Here is an 18,020-nt window from a genome sequence, read left to right on the forward strand (position 1 = left end):
CTGGTCGACAGCGCGTCCGAATTGCCGGAATTGTTACTAAACAAGTCGTGATCATTCTCTAAAGCCGGGCGAAGTTGCTGCCGAAGGAACCTGTGACCCTTCCAGCCAATGTCCCAGGAGGCCCGGTGTCGGTTCTTCTCGAGCACCCCACAAGCCTGGTCGCCTACCGCCCCAACAAGCCGACGGCGATGGTGGTGGTCGCCGATCCCCGCGTACGTTCCACCGTCACGCGCCACTTGTGGGCGCTCGGGGTACGCGACGTGATCGAGGCGTCCTCCATCGCCGAGGCCAGGCCCCGGGTGGGCACCCCCCGAGACATCTGTGTCGCCGACGTACACCTCCCCGACGGTTCCGGGCTGACCCTGCTCGCCGAGACCCGGGCGGCGGGCTGGCCCAACGGCCTGGCCCTGTCCGCCGCCGACGACATCGGCGCCGTTCGCAACGCCCTCGCGGGCGGCGTGAAGGGCTATGTCGTCACCGGCACCCGCACCAACCTCGGCATCCCCGGCCGCCCCGGCGCCGTCCCCCTCGGCCCGGCCGGCCAGCGGCTGCAGCGCCGCCCACCGGGCGCCCCCGGCCACGGCGGCGGCTACCGCGAGCTGTCGGGCCGCGAGGTCGAGGTGCTCCGGCTGGTCGCGGAGGGCCAGTCGAACAAGGCGATCGGGGTCTCGATGGGGCTGTCGGCGCTGACCGTGAAGAGCCATCTGGCCCGGATCGCCCGCAAGCTGGGCACCGGTGACCGCGCGGGCATGGTCGCGGTAGCGCTGCGTACCGGCATCATCCACTGATCGAAGTCATATCCCGGGTGCGCCCGCCGACGGAACGTTCCGTCGGCGGGCCCCTGCTGTACACAGATACTCTTGACTGGTGACCGACGCCCGAGAGACCGCAACAGAAGCACCCCCGGCGCCGGTCCCGCTGCTGGACCCGCGCGAGGGCATCCCGCCGGTGACCGCCAGCCCGGAGGCCTTCGCCGACGTCGTCGCGGCTTTCGCCGCGGGCTCCGGACCTGTCGCCGTCGACGCCGAGCGCGCATCCGGCTACCGCTACGGGCAGCGGGCCTATCTGGTCCAGCTGCGCCGCACCGGGGCAGGGACCGCGCTGATCGACCCCGTCGCATGTCCGGACCTGTCGGCGCTCAGCGCCGCGCTCGACGGCGCGGAATGGGTGCTGCACGCCGCCACGCAGGACCTGCCGTGCCTCGACGAGACCGGCATGCGCCCGGACCGGCTGTTCGACACCGAGCTGGCCGGCCGCCTCGCCGGCTTCGCCCGGGTCGGGCTCGGCGCGATGGTGGAGAACGTCCTCGGGTACGCCCTGGAGAAGGGCCACTCCGCCGTCGACTGGTCGACGCGGCCGCTGCCCGAGCCGTGGCTGCGGTACGCCGCGCTCGACGTCGAGCTCCTGGTCGACCTGCGCGACGCGCTGGAGGAGGAGCTGCGCGCCCAGGGCAAGCTGGAATGGGCGCTCCAGGAGTTCGCGGCCATCGCCGCGGCCCCGCCGCCCCCGCCCCGCGTCGACCCCTGGCGCCGCACGTCCGGCATGCACAAGGTGCGCCGGCGCCGCCAGATGGCCGTCGTACGCGAGCTGTGGAACCTGCGGGACCGGATCGCCCGCGAGCGTGACGTCTCCCCCGGCCGCGTCCTGACCGACGCCGCGATCGTCACCGCGTCGCTGGAGGCCACCCCCAACGCGCACGCGCTGGCCGCGCTCCCCGGATTCGGGCACCGCATGGGCCGGCGCCAGCTGGAGCAGTGGCAGGCCGCGATCGACCACGCCCGCAGCATCCCCGAGCGGGAGCTGCCGCAGCCCGGCCCCGCCTACACCGGTCCCCCGCCGCCGCGCGCCTGGGCCGACAAGGACCCGGCCGCCGCGGCCCGGCTCTCCGCGGCGCGTGCGGCGGTGTCGGCACTGGCGGAGCAGCTGAACCTCCCCCAGGAGAACCTCATCACCCCGGACACCGTCCGCCGCCTGTGCTGGGCGCCTCCGCGGGACCGCGGCGCCGAGTCCGTGGCGGGCTTCCTCCAGGACGCGGGGGCGCGCCCCTGGCAGGTCGAGCTCACCACGCCCATCCTCACGGCGTCCCTGTCCGCAACCCCCTGAGTCCCCCGCGGTGCGGGGGTGTACGGGGTCGGTTGTTGCGGTCCGTTGTTGGGTGCGGATTGTTTGCGCCTGCGGCGGGCTGTCCCCCGCCCTCCCGCCCTCCCCCAGCCTTCGGCCGGGGGGACCCCCATCCGGCGCGGTCAGTGCCCACCACGAACCGCGCGAGGCCCGCACCAACCATCCCGGGCAATCGGGAGGGCGGGCGGGGAAAAACCCCCGGAAACGACGACGCACCCGCACACAACGACCCCGGGGAGCGACCGAACGTGTGACGCCGCCCACCCGCACTGTGCACATCGGTTACCCACGAGTAGCATGTACGGCGGAGCCGCCGCTTCTGCCCGCGGCAAGCGAACCCGCACCTTGAGGAGAGCCAACGTGCCTCGTACCGCTAGGGACGTCGTCTTCGTCGACGGCGTCCGCACCCCGTTCGGCAAGGCGGGCCCGAAGGGCATCTACCACGAGACCCGTGCCGACGACCTGGTCATCAAGTCCATCCGGGAGCTGCTGCGGCGCAACCCCGCGCTCTCCCCGGAGCGCATCGACGAGGTCGCCATCGCCGCGACCACCCAGATCGGCGACCAGGGCCTGACCCTGGGCCGTACGGCCGCGATCCTGGCGGGGCTGCCCAAGTCGGTGCCCGGTTTCTCCATCGACCGCATGTGCGCGGGCGCGATGACCGCGGTGACCAGCGTCGCCGGCGGCATCGCCTTCGGCGCGTACGACGTGGCGCTCGCGGGCGGCGTGGAGCACATGGGCCGGCACCCGATGGGCGAGGGCGTGGACCCGAACCCGCGCTTCGTGTCGGAGAAGCTGGTCGACGAGTCCGCCCTGTTCATGGGTATGACGGCGGAGAACCTGCACGACCGCTTCCCGCACCTGACCAGGCAGCGCGCCGACGAGTACGCGGTCCGCAGCCAGGAGAAGGCGGCGAAGGCGTACGCGAACGGCAGGATCCAGCAGGACCTGGTGCCGATCTCGGTGCGCCGTACCTCTCCCGACGCCGGCGAGACCGGCTGGGGCCTGGCCACCGCCGACGAGCCGATGCGCCCGGGCACCACGCTGGAGAACCTGGCGGGCCTCAAGACCCCGTTCCGCGCCCACGGCCGGGTGACCGCGGGCAACGCGGCGGGGCTCAACGACGGTGCCACCGCCTCCCTGGTCGCCGCCGAGGACGTCGCCCGGGAGCTGGGCCTCCCGGTGAGGATGCGCCTGGTCTCGTACTCCTTCGTGGGCGTCGAGCCCGAGGTGATGGGCATCGGCCCGGTCCCGGCGACCGAGAAGGCGCTCGCCAAGGCGGGCCTGTCCATCTCCGACATCGGCCTCTTCGAGGTCAACGAGGCGTTCGCCGTCCAGGTGCTGGCCTTCCTGGACCACTACGGCATCGCCGACGACGACCCGCGCGTCAACCAGTACGGCGGCGCCATCGCGTTCGGCCACCCGCTCGCTTCCTCCGGCGTCCGTCTGATGACGCAGCTGGCCCGCCAGTTCGAGGAGCAGCCGCACGTCCGCTACGGCCTGACCACGATGTGCGTCGGCTTCGGCATGGGCGGCACCGTGATCTGGGAGAACCCGCACTTCGACGGAGGCAGCAAGTGACCACGACCGCCGAGCTTCTCAAGGGAGCGGCCGAGCTGTTCCCGGACGAGGTCGTGACGCAGGCGCACGTGCGCCACCTCGACCTCCCCCTGGGCGCCGGGCGCTTCGCGCTCATCACCCTGGACAACGGCTTGGACCACACCAAGCCGACCACTTTCGGCCCGCAGTCGCTGGCGAACCTCAGCGCCGCTCTCGACCAGGTCGAGAAGGAGGCCGCGGACGGCGAGATCGTCGGCGTCGGCCTCACCGGCAAGCCGTTCATCTTCGCGGTGGGCGCCGACCTCAAGGGCGTCGAGCTGCTGGGGCGCCGTGAGGACGCGCTGGCCATCGGCAAGGGCGGCCACGACGTCTTCCGCCGTCTGCAGTCCCTGGCGGTGCCGACGTTCGCGTACTACAACGGCGCGGCCATGGGCGGCGGCGTCGAGGTCGGCCTGCACTGCGGCTACCGCACCGTCTCCTCGGCCATCCCGGCGTTCTCCCTCCCCGAGGTCTTCCTGGGCCTGGTCCCGGGCTGGGGCGGCTGCGCGCTGCTGCCGAACCTGATCGGCGCCGAGCGCGCGGTGAGCGTCATCATCGAGAACTCGCTCAACCAGAACAAGCAGCTGAAGGGCGGTCAGGTCTACGACCTGGGCATCGCCGACGCGCTGTTCGACGGCGCGGACTTCCTGGAGCAGTCGCTCTCCTGGACCGCCGCCGTCCTCAAGGGCGAGATCCAGATCGTCCGCCCCGAGGTGGACCGCGGCGCGGCGTGGGACGAGGCCGTCGCCAAGGGCCGTGCCTTCGCCGACTCCAAGGTGCACGGCGCCGCCCCGGCCGCCTACCGGGCGCTGGACATCATCGCCGCCGCCAAGGACGGTGACCTGTCCGCCGGTTTCGACGCCGAGGACGAGGCCCTGGCGGACCTGATCATGGGCGGCGAGCTGCGCTCCGGCATCTACGCCTTCAACCTGGTGCAGAAGCGCGGCAAGCGCCCGGCCGGCGCCCCGGACAAGAACCTCGCCCGCCCGGTCACCAAGGTCGGCGTCGTCGGCGCCGGTCTGATGGCCTCCCAGCTGGCGCTGCTCTTCGCGCGCCGCCTGGAGGTGCCGGTGGTCCTCACCGACATCGACCAGGAGCGCGTGGACAAGGGCGTCGGCTACGTCCACGGCGAGATCGACAAGCTGCTGCTCAAGGGCCGCGTCAACCAGGACAAGGCGAACCGCCTCAAGGCCCTGGTCTCCGGCTCCCTCGACAAGGCCGCCGCCTTCGGCGACGCGGACTTCGTCATCGAGGCGGTCTTCGAGGAGATCGGCGTCAAGCAGCAGGTCTTCGCCGAGGTCGAGGCGGTGGTGAAGCCGGAGACGATCCTGGCCACCAACACCTCGTCCCTGTCGGTCTCCGAGATGGCCTCGAAGCTGGAGCACCCGGAGCGGGTCGTCGGCTTCCACTTCTTCAACCCGGTCGCGGTGCTGCCGCTGCTGGAGATCGTGCGCGGCGAGAAGACCGACGACGCGTCGCTGGCCACCGCGTTCGCCGTGGCGAAGAAGCTGAAGAAGACCGCCGTGCTGACCAAGGACGCCCCGGCGTTCGTCGTCAACCGCATCCTCACCCGCTTCATGGGCGAGATCCAGAACGTCATCGACGAGGGCACCCCGGTCGCGACCGCGGAGAAGGCCATCGAGCCGCTCGGTCTGCCGATGTCCCCGCTGGTGCTGCTGGAGCTGGTCGGCCCGGCGATCGGTCTGCACGTCTCCGAGACGCTCAACCGCTCCTTCCCGGACCGCTTCACGGTCTCCCCGAACCTCGCGGCGGTCGTCAAGGCGGGCAAGCGCGGCTTCTACGTCTACGACTCCGGGAAGCCGGAGCTGGACCCCGAGGTCGCCGCGCTCCTGGTCCAGGGCGACAGCGTCCTGACGGAGCAGCAGGTGCGCGACCGCGTCCTGGACGCGGTGGCGCAGGAGATCGGCATCATGCTGGAGGAGGGTGTCGTCGCCGAGGCGCAGGACATCGACCTCTGCCTGATCACCGGTGCCGGCTGGCCCTTCCACCTGGGCGGCATCACACCGTACCTGGACCGTGAGGGCGTCTCGGAGCGGGTGCACGGCAAGCCGTTCCTGGCCCCGGGCGTGGCGAGCGTGCCCGCGTAGCGGCACCTCCCCTGCCCATGGGTCCGCCCCGGCGCCGTCACCGGCGCCGGGGCGGACCCGTGTCGGGGGACGTCACCACCGGCCCGCGAAGGGGTGGTGGTCGCATGTGTCCCCGCAGCTCACCCGGGCGTGCACCGACTCCTTGATCCAGTTCCCGTCGGGGATTCCGTGGACTCTCAGCGTGTGCCGGGTGGGCGGCGAGGAGAGCGCGCTGAAGACCGCCACGAACTCCACCGTGTAGGTGCCCGGCCGCCAGTCGTGCGGGTGGGTGACGCTCCAGGTCCCGTCGTCCTTCACCGCGGCCTCGGCGATCAGCCGCTCGCCCTCGAGCAGCATCACCTTCGAGACCCCCGCGGCGGCGGTGCCGGAGAACCGGGGACGCGGGCCGCTCCACGCGCCGTCGGCGGGTCCGGCCACCACCGGGGGTTCGACCCGGTCCAGCACGGTGAAGGGCAGGCCCGTCGCGTGCGAGGGACCCTGTGCGGTGATCGCCACGGCCTGCAGGACGTGGTCGCCGGCGGCCCAGCCGACCAGGCGCCGCCACTGCCAGACCCCGTTCTGCCCCACCCGGGTGCCGCCGAGGTAGGTCCCGTTCTCGAAGAACAGGATGTAGGACGTGCCCGCGTCGGCCTTGCCCGTGAACTTCACCTGGGGGCTGACGAGCGCCGACGGGGAGGGCGACGCATGGACCGGCGGCGCCGCGGACGCAACGGGCGAGTGGAGCGCCGACTCCGGGTTCTCCACCGTGAACTCCGGCACGACGGGCGGGAACATCGACGGGGTCAGCGTGCGCGGGTCCACCAGCCCCGGGGGGACTCCCGGGGTGTCCTCGAGTGCTCCGGCGAAGCGCCTGGCGACCTCACGGGCGCCGGTCTCGTTGAAGTGGGAGGAGTCGACGTTGCCGTCGGGGTAGTTGGGGTGGTCCCCCGCGTCCAGCCAGTTGTAGTACTGCCGGGCCCTGTTCCAGCCCAGTTCCTGCAGCATCGACGTCGTGATGGCGTTCAGGTCGACGAGCGGGGCACCGGTCTCCGCGGCCACCTCGCGCACGAGCTGCGGGTAGCCGTCGTGCGTGTCCAGGACGGCCCCGTGGGGGTCGAAGACGCAGCGCGCGGACGGCGTCACCAGCAGCGGCACCGCGCCCTCGCCGCGGATGCCGTCCACGTACAGGTACAGGAACTCCTTGAACTCGCGGGGGCTGTGGTACCGCTTCGGGACGTTGATCCGCTGGTCGACGGCGCCGAACTCGATGGCGACCAGATCCCCCGGCTCCAGCATGTTCAGGAGGTCGACGAACCGGGTGGGGTAGTAGTCGCGGAGGGTCATCGCGTCACGCGCGTAGTTCCGCACGGAATACGCGGGCGTCAGATACTCCTCGACGTACTGCCCCCATCCGGCCAGTGGCGCGTCCTGCGGTCTCCGCGATGTGGCAACGGAGTTGCCGAGGATGCACAGCTTCATCATGACGTCCTTTCAGCGGTCCCGCTTCGAGCCGAGACTTCGGTCACGGTGGCGATCAAAGCGGCCATTCCGGCAATTGACCGGCGTGAAAGCGGGCGTTCCTCGGCGATCCGGTCTCGAACTGGCTGCCCACCGGGAAATAGCTCGGGAGGAAGGCGGCGAGGGTGGCGTCCTGGTCGTCCTGCGACACATCGCCGTCGTGGTAGTCGTTCAGGCAGAACACGTCGTTGGAACGCGTGGTGAGCAGCTGGTTGAGGCGCTTCAACTGTTCGCTGAGCCCGACGTTGACGAATCCGCACGAAATGCCGCCCGGCACGCTCCGGTGGGTGTAGTAGCCGAAGTAGTGGTGGAGCGAAGAGGCGACCGACACGTCGGTACGACTGCGCAGCTGGTTGCCGGCGGTGCGCCGGAGGGCTTCGGGGAATTGCTCCTCGAGGTCGTGCATCACGCTTCGCCGCAGTGGGTGCGGCGCGTGGATGAACGAGTTGACGAGCGTGTGCCCGAACCTCTCGGCGATCAGCTCGCGGTTGTTCTTCGCCGCACTCCGGCTGAACTCGTCCTCCTCCGAGACCGGGCTCATAGGGATGGCGTTGGACGAGGTGAAGTGCTTCGACTGCCCGTTGCTCAAGAAGAACTTGTCCGGCTGGAGTGGCCGCCCGACGAAAACGTCGTCGTTGAAGTACAGGAAGTGCTCGGCCAGGCCGTCGATGTGGTGCAGCCTGCTCTCGATGGCGTGGGAGTTGTACGTCGGCAGCGCGCCTTCCGAGCCGAAGATCTCCGTGTGGTCGACGACCCGCACCCGGGGATGTGCGGTGTCGAGCCACACGGGTACCTGGCGGTCTGTCACGAGATAGATGGTGCGGATCCATGGCGCATACATGTCGATCGAGCGGAGCGAGTAACGCAGTTCGTCACGATTGCGGAAACGTGCGGCACTGGTCGCCGCGTCCTCCGTGACGATGCCCATCGATGACAGCAGCCTGTTCTTGCGTTCGAGCCACGAGATGTCCGCGCCGTCGACCCATGTGTAGACCGCGTCGATGGGGAACGGGACGTCCTGGTGCAGGGTCCGCGCGAAGGGCTCGATGGACTGGTAGCGCCGCCCGCCCAGCGTCACCTCGCAGCGGCGCATGGACCGCTTGGGCACACGGCTGCCGATCAGCGTGCGGTGCGGGGAGGCCAACTCCCCCGGCACGTCCGGGTCGTCGCCGAGGAATGAGATGGTACAACCGTAGGTGGCACCGAGCCGCAAGGTACGGGCGGCGGTGACCACGCTCTGGTACACGCGTATTCCCGCGCACTTCACGCGCATGTAGTCGGTGGCGAAGCCGGCCAGGGTGGTCGCGGTCGCGACATCGGCGTCGTTGAGCAGCGCCGTGTAGACCGGACGTCGCCGGTACCTGGCGGCGATCGCCTTGAAGACGGCTTCCCGGTTCTCCTCGTGGACGGCGACGCAGTGACGCACCTTGGTGTCCCGCATGACGAAGTACGGGATGCCGGCCTCCTCCAGGGCGTCGGCCACCAGGGCCAGGTTCGCCTGGACGATGTCATAGGGGGACTCCGCGTCGGTGACCCGGCACACCTGACCGCCGTCCCGCACCAGCGACGGCTCACGCCTCAGGATGCGCGTCTCCGCCGCCACCAGCGCCTCTGTCCGCACCGTGCTGGACGGGATCGGCGAGGCTGCTCTCGCCCTGCCGTCGGAGTGCTCGTGGAGGGAGTGCGCCGCCACACGGGCGGCCTTGGCCACGGCGCGCTGCCCCGAGTCCCGCGCATCCCGCAGGGCCCGCAAGAGATTCTCCCAGCGCTCGGCGACCGGCGGCTCCCCGAAGCGCTCCGACGTCCACTCCGCGGCGGCCGCCCCCAGGGCGTGCCGGAGTCCGGCATCGTCGATCAACCGGCCCAGCACAGCGGCGAGCGCCTCGGTGTCGCCCGGCGTGACGAGCGCCCCGGTGTAACCGTCGCGGACCGCCTCCCGCACCACGTCCGGGCTGTCGTACGCCACCACCGGGACGCCCGCGGCCTGCGCCTCCCGCAGGGACAGACCGACCGCGTCGGTCGTCGCAGTCCCCAGGGCGATGCTCGCCTTGGACCACTCCTCCGCCGGATGCGGAGTCTCGCCCGGGAACTGGACAGTGCCGTGAAGTCCGAGTTGGTCACGGCGGCGTTGCAGCGCGCCGCGATGCGGTCCGTCTCCGAGGACACGCAGGGTCCAGGTGGGGTGGTCGCCCGAGACCAGTGCCCACGCGGTCAGCGCCTGGTCGATGCCCGCGCGTTCCTCCAGACGGGCCGCGAGGGCCACGATGCGCGTCTCCAGCGTCGACTTGGGCCTGAATCCCTCCTTTGGCAACGCCGGTATGACCGTGAGCCCCGGTGCGCCCGCGCCGAACGTCTCCACGAACCACTCGTAGGAGCCGTGGCTCTGCAGGACGACCGCGTCGTACCGCGGCGCGTACCTGATGAGCGGCTCCGTGCTGGAGCTACCGGACTCCGGGACCTCCTGCTCGTGGTGGACCGTCAGCACCGAGGGCGCCGCAAAACGCGAGACGCAGGCCATCAGCGCGGACGACGTGGTCACCAGCACGTCCGTGTGGATGTCCTGGAGGGCGTACTCGAGCTCGATGTCCGCCAGCCGGTGGAACCTGTCGTCCCACCGGCGCTCGACGACGTCGCTGGCGGTGGAGGCAAGTGCGGCACAGTCGGCCGCGTTGAGACCGGAGCCGCGGACCGGTCGGTGGACCGCACCGTGGGCCTCGATCAGGAACCGGACGGGCACCCGGCCGTCAGGCGCGTCGAACCGCCGGCGGCGGCCCTTGAATACGCTGATGACGTCGACCTCGTGCCGCTCGGCGAGGTCCGAGGCATGCTGGAGGACGGCGCGTTCGGCATCGCCCATGGTGTCCGCGGCCGTCAGCAGGAAAGTGATCCTCATGGTTCCTCGTCACTCCGCCGCGGCCATGGAGCTGCAGGTGAACCGGAGGTTCCCGGCGGGCGTATAGCGAGGCTCGATCGTCATCAGGTGCCCAGGTGCCGGCGCGACAACGATCTTGCGCATGGCGAACACGCGTCCCGGGTTGCGCACGTCGTGCAGCCGGCGGGCCACACGCACGGGCCGGTGCTCCGCGGAGCACATCAGGACGTCCCAGTGCTCGGCGCGCCGCCCCAGGGGCTTCATGTCGGCGAGGGGCACCGCGACCCGCCATACGCCCGGTTCAACGACGGCGAGCGGGCGAGGGACCCGGCGCCCGGACGCGACGAACTCCGCCCAGGGAGCGTCGGGCCGCATGCCGAGCACGCGGAAGTCCACGCGGATGCCGGCGTGCTCGATGTGCACATTGACGACTTCGACGGCGGCTCGTGCCGCGCCGCAGACCACTCGTACCGTCCCCGTCGCGGTGCGGCCAACGCGGTAGCGGTGGCCGGTGATCGGGGAGACCTCCATGGGCCTGGTCGGGCCGTCGTACGGGGTCGGCGGTTCCAGGAGCAGCAGGGGGACCCGCCGGGTACTGCCGCCGGACCGCACGTGCAGTCGGAGTTTCCACCGGCCGGGGGTCACGGGCACGCCACCCACCTCGTCACCGAGCAGGACCGCGGCGTCCATCAGCAGCCGCCCCCCGGCCCCCTCGTACACCCGGGCCGGGGTGCGGTGGCTCTCCCGGCCGCGCCTCAGCTCGATCTCGGCGTCGCCGACGCGGGTGACGGAGCCGGGGAGCTCGGCGTGGAGGTTCACGGTCTGCCCGTCGAGGACGGCCGCGTACCGCAGGCGCGCGGTCCGCCTCGCCCTCAGGGGGAGGAAGAACCGCAGCATGAGCGCCGTGCGCAGGACCGTGGCACGGCGGTACAGCTTCTTGCGTACGGTGGCCGCCCTGCGGCGCAGGCCGAGGCGGAGGGGTCGGACGGTCATTCGCGGGTGGTTCCCAATTCTGCGGTGCGCCGCGGTGCGGGCAGCCCTTCGGAGCCGGGGTTCTCGTAGGGGCTGGGTACGGGAAAGTAGCTGGTGAGGAAGGTGTCGAGCATCCGCGCCTGGGCGTCGCGGTCCTCGGGCACCACGGTGTCGTTGACGCAGAACGTGTCGAAGTTCCGCCTGGCCAGCAGGCCGTTCAGACGCCGGCCGGCCAGCTCGTCGGCCAGGTCCACGTAGAGGTAGCGCAGCTCGCCCGCGGTCGCGCGGGCCGAGTGGTACGCGTGGTAGTGGTGCAGCGACGAGGTGATGGGGACGTCGTGGGGCGAGCGGAAGCGCGAGTTCTGGGTGCTGCGGTGCGCCTGGGCGTAGACCTGCTCGATCTCGGCCAGGACGCTGCGCCGCAGCGCGTGCGGCGTGTGCTTCATCTTCTGGGAGATGACCGTGCCGAACTGCTGGGCGATGAGGCCTCGGCTGTTCTTGCCCGCGGCGTTGACCGGGAGGTCCTGCGAGGTGACCGTGCCCGGCGGGATGAGGGCCTTGGACGTGAAGAACTTGCTCAGCCCGTTGGGGTGGAAGAAGTGCCCGGGCTGCACGGGGCGGCCGAGGAAGACGTCGTCGTTCAGATAGAGGAAGTGCTCGGAGAGGCCGTCGATGTGGTGCAGCTGGCTCTCGATCGCGTGCGAGTTGAAGGTCGGCAGCGCGCCGGGGTCGGAGAAGATCTCCCGGTGGTCCACGACCCTCAGCCCGGGGAAGGTGGTGTCGAGCCAGGCGGGTCGCTGGCCGGCCGTGACCAGGTAGATGTTGCGCACCCAGGGCGCGTACTGGTGCAGCGACCGCAGTGAGTAGCGGAGTTCGTCCCGGCTGATGTACCGGGCGTCGTTGGCCGCCTGCTCGTGCAGACCGTGCTGGGAACGGGAGACCAGGGCCCGGCGCGCCCGGTCCTTGGACGCGCGCCAGACCGGGTCGGAATCGTCGACCCAGGTGTAGACGACGTCGATCGGGAAGTGGTGGTCCTCGGGCAGCGCGGCCGTGAACTCCGGGAAGGTGCGGGCGTGGCCCGAGGAGTAGGCGTCCGGCAGCGGGCTGAACAGCCGCTGCGGGGCCCAGCAGCGCTCGGCGGCCACCGGGGTCTGGGTCATCACGCGGTTGGGCCGCGGCGCGACCAGCTCGCCGTTCTCCTCGGCCCAGAACTCCAGGTCGCAGCCCGACCCACTGCCGAAGACCAGGTGCCCGGAGGGGTCGCAGACGTTCCACACGACGCGCAGGACGCGGTTGCCGCGCAAGCTGCGCCAGACGCCGGCCGAGCCGCCGGTGCGCATGTGGCCGCCGGTGACCGGCCCGACGTATCCGGGCTCGCGCTCGAACGCCCGCTGGAGCACCTCCTCGGCCTCGGCGCGCAGCCGGACCGGCACCGCCACGCAGGGCGTGGCCGAGGAGGTCCCGCGGACACAGAAGTAGTCGATGCCGGCTTCCTCGAACGCCGCGACCAGCAGGTGCAGGTTCCGCGCGCGGGCGGCCCAGGCGGTCACTTCGGGGACGACGACGGCACGCATGTGCCGCCCGTCCACGCGGACGACGCGGGCCTGACCCGCGAGGCTGTGCCCGCCGGCGCCGCGCCTGCCGCCCAGCGCCCGCACGACCACGGCGGACCGCGTGTCGTCGGCGATGGTCAGCGAACGCTTGACCGCGTTGCGCAGCGGCTGGGGGACGCCCCGGACGATCCGGCGGCGCGCACGGGCAGGCACCAGCGATCGATAAGTCGACACAAGTGCGCTGGCCTCAGGATTGTTGAGGCTCACCACCGAACTACCGCACCACCCAGGACATCGCGGGCGCCATCCGAATGCCACGCCGCCCGACGCGGGAACCCGCCGCCCGCACCACTGCTGACGTCATCACACCCCCCGCCCCCGAGGGGCGCACCGTCTCCGCTCACTACCGCCGCCGGCACGCCGTCACGGGACGCAGCCCGCGACGGCCGTCCGTGCCCTCGAGCCCCCTCGCGCACAGACGCCGACCTCACGGAATGTTTACATGGCCCACGCACTCTGTCCAGATCGAGTTATTGAAAACGCAAAGTCTGTCACGCAATCGAAATCCGGTGCACTAAACGGCTTATATCCGGACCCACTCGGAGAGCGTCAGCCCGCTGTCGCGCTCCTGCCGGGCGAGGCGGGGCCGGCCGTCGCGTCCGATCACGGCGAGCACCACCCGTCCGAACGCGTCGTGCGCCAGGGCCGGCCCGCCCAGGCACGGGACACCGGTGTCCGTCCACGCCACACCGTCGCCCTCCGACTCGGTCAGGTACGCGCCGATCATCGCGTTGCCGTTGCGTCCCCGGTGGGCCAGCACGGTGCAGTCGTATCCGTCGAGCGTGCCGCGCAGCGCCGCGTGGGCGCCGTCCCCCGGATCCCCGCCCAGCGGGTAGATCCAGCCGCCCGGCCTGTGCGCGACGATCCCGGAGCCCCCCGCGTCGGTCCAGAACCAGGTGAGCCGGTCCGGAGCGGTCTCGAGCGCCGTGACGGACCCCGCCACCGGCGCGGGCAGGATGTCCGACGCCCGTTCCATCGCGCCGCCGGGTGTCGCCCGCACCCAGCGCAGGGCCGACTCCGCGCCCGCCGCCAGCACCTCGACACGGCCCGAGGACGCGGCCGCCGGGGCGAGTCCCTCCTGGACGTCGGTGCCGCGGAGGTCGCGCCAGGGCTCCCAGGCACCGCCCTTGCCCTCGCGCCGGAGCATGACACCGCCACCGGCGTTGCGCACGAAGACGTGCACCGCGCCCGAGGCGTCGACTGCGGCGGCCGGGGCGCCCAGCCGTGCCGCCCGTCCGGGCTGCTTGTGCGGATTGCCCACCGACACCCACTCGGTCGGGGGGCGTCCCGTCTGGTACTGCAGGGCGTACACCACGTCCACCGCCACCCCGCCGTCGGCGCACGGTCGTTCACGGCGGCCCAGGAAGTGCACGAAGGCGTCGGCACCCTGGGTCACCGCCAGGTGCGTCAGCCCGTCCGCGGGGAGGACGTCCGGCCCGGTCCACGCGTCGCCGCCCGCCGCGGTCTCCGTCCAGCGCAGCAGGCCGCCCTGGCACGGGGCGTACGCGGTGAGCCTGCCGTCGGCGCCGCGCACCAGCCATGTGCCGGCGGCCGTGCCGGTCGCGGCCCTCCCGGCGTCCGGTGCGTCCGGGCGCCCGCCGGCCTCCCGCCGCTGCGCCGCGCGCGCCGCTCCACCCCTCATGACGTGCGCCCACCCCTTCACCCCTGTGGGCCCGCCACGGATCCGGAACCCCAATTCTTCACATGATATGCATGCGGGCTACACTTCCGCGGATCTCGATCACGAGGGGGAGGGGCTGCGACGCGGTGCGTCGCGACCGGTTCCCGGACCGCGCACCACGGAGGACAACGCACGCGATGCCGCACGCCGTCGAAACCGACCACGAGGCCGCCACGGTCACCGCACCGCCGAAGGCACGCGGCCCCCGCACCCGGGGGCAGAGGATCCGCAGGGTCGTGCCCTGGACCCTGCTGGCCCTGGTACTGCTCGCCGGTGGCACGGCGTGGTGGGCCTACGCCCACCTGAACTCCAACCTCACCAGCATCGACCTGGACCGGGAACTCGGCCCGGACCGGCCCGAGAAGCTCGCCACCGGCGCCAAGGACATCCTGGTGCTCGGCTCCGACTCCCGCTCGGGCGCGAACAAGAGCCTGGCCGGCGGCAACACCGGCGGCACCGCGCGCTCGGACACCGCCATGGTCATCCACATCCCCGAGGGCCGCAGGAGCGCGGTCGCGGTGAGCATCCCGCGGGACACGCTGGTCACCCGCCCCGAGTGCAAGGCCCGCGACGGGAGCACCCTGCCGTCCGCGAAGCGCGTGATGTTCAACTCCGTCTACACGACGGCGGGTCCGGCCTGTGTGGTGAAGACCGTCGAGCACATCTCGGACGTGCGGATCGACCACTACGTCGAGGTGGACTTCGCCGGTTTCCAGGACCTCGTGGACTCCCTCGGCGGGGTCACGGTGACCATCGACAAGACCATCCACGACACGTCCAGCGGCCTGGACCTCGAGGCCGGCACGCACCGGCTCGACGGCACCGAGTCGCTCGCCTTCGTCCGCACCCGGCACGGCATCGGTGACGGCAGCGACCTCGGCCGCATCGGGCTGCAGCAGCAGTTCCTGCTGGCGACCCTCGACGAGATCAAGCGGCAGGACCTCCTCGGCAGCCCCGCCAAGGCCTACCGGATCGCGGACTCGGCCACCCGCTCCCTGACGACCGACTCCGGGCTCGGCTCCCTGGTGAAACTGGGCGACTTCGGGCGCAGTCTGAAGGGCCTCGACCCGGGCCACCTGCGCACCGTCATGCTGCCCGTCGTCTACGACAAGGCCGACCCCAACCGCGTGGTGGCCGCCGAGCCGCAGGCCTCCCGCCTGTGGAAGGCGATCCGGGAGGACACCGCGATCCCCCGGTCGGTACTGGAGTCCACGACCTCCAACTGAGCCTCAGACGGGGGGCGCGGCGCCCTCCGCGGGACGGGCGGTGCAGTAGGCGACCGTCAGGTCCCGCACCAGGGCCTTGCGTTCGTAGTCGTCGAGGTCGACCAGTCCGCGGTCGAGCAGGCCGCGCACGGTCTCGCCGACGGCGGTAAGGGCCTCGTCCAGGGCGGCCCGGCGGTGGCGGGCGTCGAGCGCCGCCACCTGGGCGCGGCGCATGGCGGCGGCCACGGCGGGCGCGTAGTCGACGCGGACGGGCTGGGCGGAGAACACCTCGACGCCGATTGGCCGCAGGTCCTCGACGAGGATCCGGGTGAGGTCGTCCGCGAGGCGGTCGGTGTCGCGGAGCGTGGGACCGGGGCCGCGGAAGTCGTCGGCGGGCAGCCGGGACACACAGCGGGTGACCGCCGCCTCGACCTGTTCGCGCAGATAGCGGACGTGGTCGTGGACGGTGAAGGCGGCCCGCGCGGTGTCCCGGACCCGCCACACCACCAGCACCGTCGCCTGCAGCGGGGTGCCGCAGGCGTCGGTGGCCTCGATGGGGCTGCTGCGCCAGTGGCGCAGGCTGGTGTCGACACGGCGGCGGACGAGCAGCGGGCTGATCCACAGCAGTCCGGTGCGGCGGACGGTGCCGCGGTAGGCGCCGTGCCGGGAGAGCATCCAGACGGAGCCGGGGCGGCCCCGGGCCAGGCCGAGCGCGGTCAGGGCCGTGAGCGCCGCGAGGACGGCCACGGCGCTGCCGCGGACGGCGGGCGAGGACCCGGCCGGACCGAGCAGGAGCGCGGCCGTGCCGCCCGCGGCCGCCAGGGCCGCGAGCACGGCCGCGCCGCCGGGCAGACAGCGTCCCGGACGCTCGGCGATCTCGGACGGCGGCTCCGCGTCGGCCGGTCCGTCGGCGCCGTACGCGGCCGCCCGGACGGGGACGGGGAGTTCGGCCGGGCTCCCCTGCACGGTGACCGTCATGAGAAGAGCCGCTTCCACGTCTCGGGGCCCGGGTAGCCGTCCGCCCGGCTGCCGGTCCAGCCCTGGGCCCGCTGGAAGGCCTCCACCGCGCGCCGGTCGGCCTCGCCCCAGCGCGGCCCCGGTCCCTTCGCGTAGAACCGGCCGAAGCCCTTGGCGGCCAGCCTCCGTCCCAGCGCGAGCACGTGCGGGCCCGACTGGCCCGGCCGGAAGCCACCGATGCCCGGGTAGGCAGGCGGTGCCGGCGCCGATGCCGGTGCCGGTGCCGCCGGGCGCCCGGCGGCACGGACGTCGGCCCCCGCGCCCTGGGTCAGGTAACGCCACGTCAGGGGGCCGGGGAAACCGTCCGCCTGATCACCCTTCCAGCCCTGCGCGCGCTGGAACGCGCGGGTGGCGAGGCGGTCGGCGTCGCTCCAGTGGGGCCCCGGCCCGTCGTGGTAGTACTCGCCCGCACCGCGCCGGCGCAGCATCGTGCCGAGCCGCGTGATGTAGCCGTTGGCGGCGCCGGGGCCGAAGGACCGGCTCCCCGGATAGGCGAGGGAGGCAAGGTCGCCGAGGTCCAGATCCCCGTCGAGGTCCTCGTAGAGGTCGTCGTAGAGGTCGTCGAGGCCCTCGCCCCGCAGGTACTTGTAGCGGTAGGGGACGTAGCGTTTGGAGTGGTCCCAGTAGGCGTACGGCGTCGTGCGGACCCGGGCGCGCGGCCGGGTCTCCTCGTAGGCCGTGTAGCGGGTGTGCGCGGCGTTCGCCCAGCCCCCGAAGATCGTGACGTGGGAGCCGTCGACCGGGTCGCGGGGGTTGTGGAAGAGCAGGATGTCGCCCGGTTCGAGTTCGTCGCGGCCGATCCGCTCGGCGAAGCGGGGCAGTGTGCCCGTCCACTGGCTGGTGCCCAGGCCCCAGGCCATGGAGACGAATCCCGAGCAGTCCTGCCGGTAGCCGTCCCTCCAGCGGCGGCGCATGTCGTACGGGACCTTGGCGTCGATCCAGCGCCTGGCCCGCTCCAGGATCTGATCGCGGCTCAGGCGGAGCGGGACCGCGGAGCCGATCAGGTCCGGCTGCGCCTGCTCGGTCCGGCCGGCGGACATCGCCTGGCCGGCGTCCTCCGCGGGAGCCGCCACGGCGGCGGGTGCCACGACGGCCGCGCCGGTCGTGGCCAGCACGACCAGAGCCGTGGAGGCGGCCGCCGGTGGCGCGCACGGCGGGGTGACGCGGGTCGCCGCCCGGATCAGCCGCCGCCGTGCGCAGTCCTCACAGACGCAGCCCGGCAGCGGCCCGACCTCGTCGAACACCGGTGTGGACATGTGCACCACCACTCCTCGCGATCGAGTGCCACATGCCCTTATTACCCGATTTCCACACAAATCTGATGGAATGACAGCG

At 72.1% G+C, this 18,020-nt stretch carries 12 protein-coding genes; 5 read left to right on the forward strand and 7 right to left on the reverse strand.

Annotation, left to right across the window (positions count from 1 at the left end):
• The first annotated feature begins 125 nt into the window (after positions 1-125).
• From PV342_RS03235 to PV342_RS03250, 4 genes are all read left to right on the forward strand, one after another.
• Positions 126-788, forward strand: a complete 663-nt coding sequence (locus PV342_RS03235; protein WP_018563211.1) for a response regulator transcription factor — start codon at positions 126-128, stop codon at positions 786-788.
• A 79-nt stretch (positions 789-867) separates the two neighbouring features.
• On the forward strand, positions 868-2,103 hold the full coding sequence (locus PV342_RS03240; RefSeq protein ID WP_500315763.1) for an HRDC domain-containing protein: 1,236 nt from the start codon (positions 868-870) through the stop codon (positions 2,101-2,103).
• A 378-nt stretch (positions 2,104-2,481) separates the two neighbouring features.
• Complete coding sequence (locus PV342_RS03245; protein ID WP_018563213.1) at positions 2,482-3,702, forward strand: thiolase family protein; 1,221 nt, start codon at positions 2,482-2,484, stop codon at positions 3,700-3,702.
• The gene (locus PV342_RS03250) at positions 3,699-5,828 is read left to right on the forward strand and encodes a 3-hydroxyacyl-CoA dehydrogenase NAD-binding domain-containing protein (protein WP_391575391.1); all 2,130 of its coding nucleotides are present in this window, start codon (positions 3,699-3,701) and stop codon (positions 5,826-5,828) included. Before PV342_RS03245 ends, PV342_RS03250 begins: the two co-directional genes overlap by 4 nt.
• A 72-nt stretch (positions 5,829-5,900) precedes the next feature.
• Here the strand turns inward: PV342_RS03250 and PV342_RS03255 are convergent, their stop codons facing one another.
• The 5 genes from PV342_RS03255 to PV342_RS03275 all read right to left on the reverse strand — a co-directional run bounded on the left by PV342_RS03255 (position 5,901) and on the right by PV342_RS03275 (position 14,424).
• On the reverse strand, positions 5,901-7,289 hold the full coding sequence (locus PV342_RS03255; RefSeq protein WP_500315764.1) for a hypothetical protein: 1,389 nt from the start codon (positions 7,287-7,289) through the stop codon (positions 5,901-5,903).
• Positions 7,290-7,341: 52 nt separating this feature from the next.
• Complete coding sequence (locus PV342_RS03260) at positions 7,342-10,218, reverse strand: stealth family protein (protein ID WP_400795724.1); 2,877 nt, start codon at positions 10,216-10,218, stop codon at positions 7,342-7,344.
• 9 nt (positions 10,219-10,227) lie between these two features.
• Complete coding sequence (locus PV342_RS03265; protein ID WP_392606809.1) at positions 10,228-11,190, reverse strand: hypothetical protein; 963 nt, start codon at positions 11,188-11,190, stop codon at positions 10,228-10,230.
• Positions 11,187-12,992 (reverse strand): stealth family protein, encoded by a 1,806-nt coding sequence (locus PV342_RS03270; protein WP_026251752.1) that lies wholly within the window; start codon positions 12,990-12,992, stop codon positions 11,187-11,189. The genes PV342_RS03265 and PV342_RS03270 overlap by 4 nt, the downstream gene beginning before the upstream one ends.
• Positions 12,993-13,305: 313 nt before the next feature.
• Positions 13,306-14,424, reverse strand: coding sequence for a PLL family lectin (locus PV342_RS03275; RefSeq protein WP_386987187.1), 1,119 nt, complete (start codon positions 14,422-14,424; stop codon positions 13,306-13,308).
• 176 nt (positions 14,425-14,600) lie between these two features.
• Here PV342_RS03275 and PV342_RS03280 point away from each other — a divergent pair, with 176 nt between their 5' ends.
• On the forward strand, positions 14,601-15,689 hold the full coding sequence (locus PV342_RS03280) for an LCP family protein (RefSeq protein WP_500315765.1): 1,089 nt from the start codon (positions 14,601-14,603) through the stop codon (positions 15,687-15,689).
• A 3-nt stretch (positions 15,690-15,692) separates the two neighbouring features.
• On the opposite strand, the gene PV342_RS03285 is transcribed toward PV342_RS03280, so the two are convergent.
• Positions 15,693-16,646, reverse strand: coding sequence for an SPFH domain-containing protein (locus tag PV342_RS03285; protein WP_400795716.1), 954 nt, complete (start codon positions 16,644-16,646; stop codon positions 15,693-15,695).
• Entirely contained in the window at positions 16,643-17,941 is a 1,299-nt protein-coding gene (locus PV342_RS03290; protein ID WP_500315766.1) for a peptidoglycan-binding protein, read from the reverse strand. Before PV342_RS03290 ends, PV342_RS03285 begins: the two co-directional genes overlap by 4 nt.
• Positions 17,942-18,020 lie beyond the last annotated feature (79 nt).

Origin of the sequence: Streptomyces sp. PA03-3a (assembly GCF_033792735.1) — a bacterium.
Lineage (GTDB): Bacteria > Actinomycetota > Actinomycetes > Streptomycetales > Streptomycetaceae > Actinacidiphila.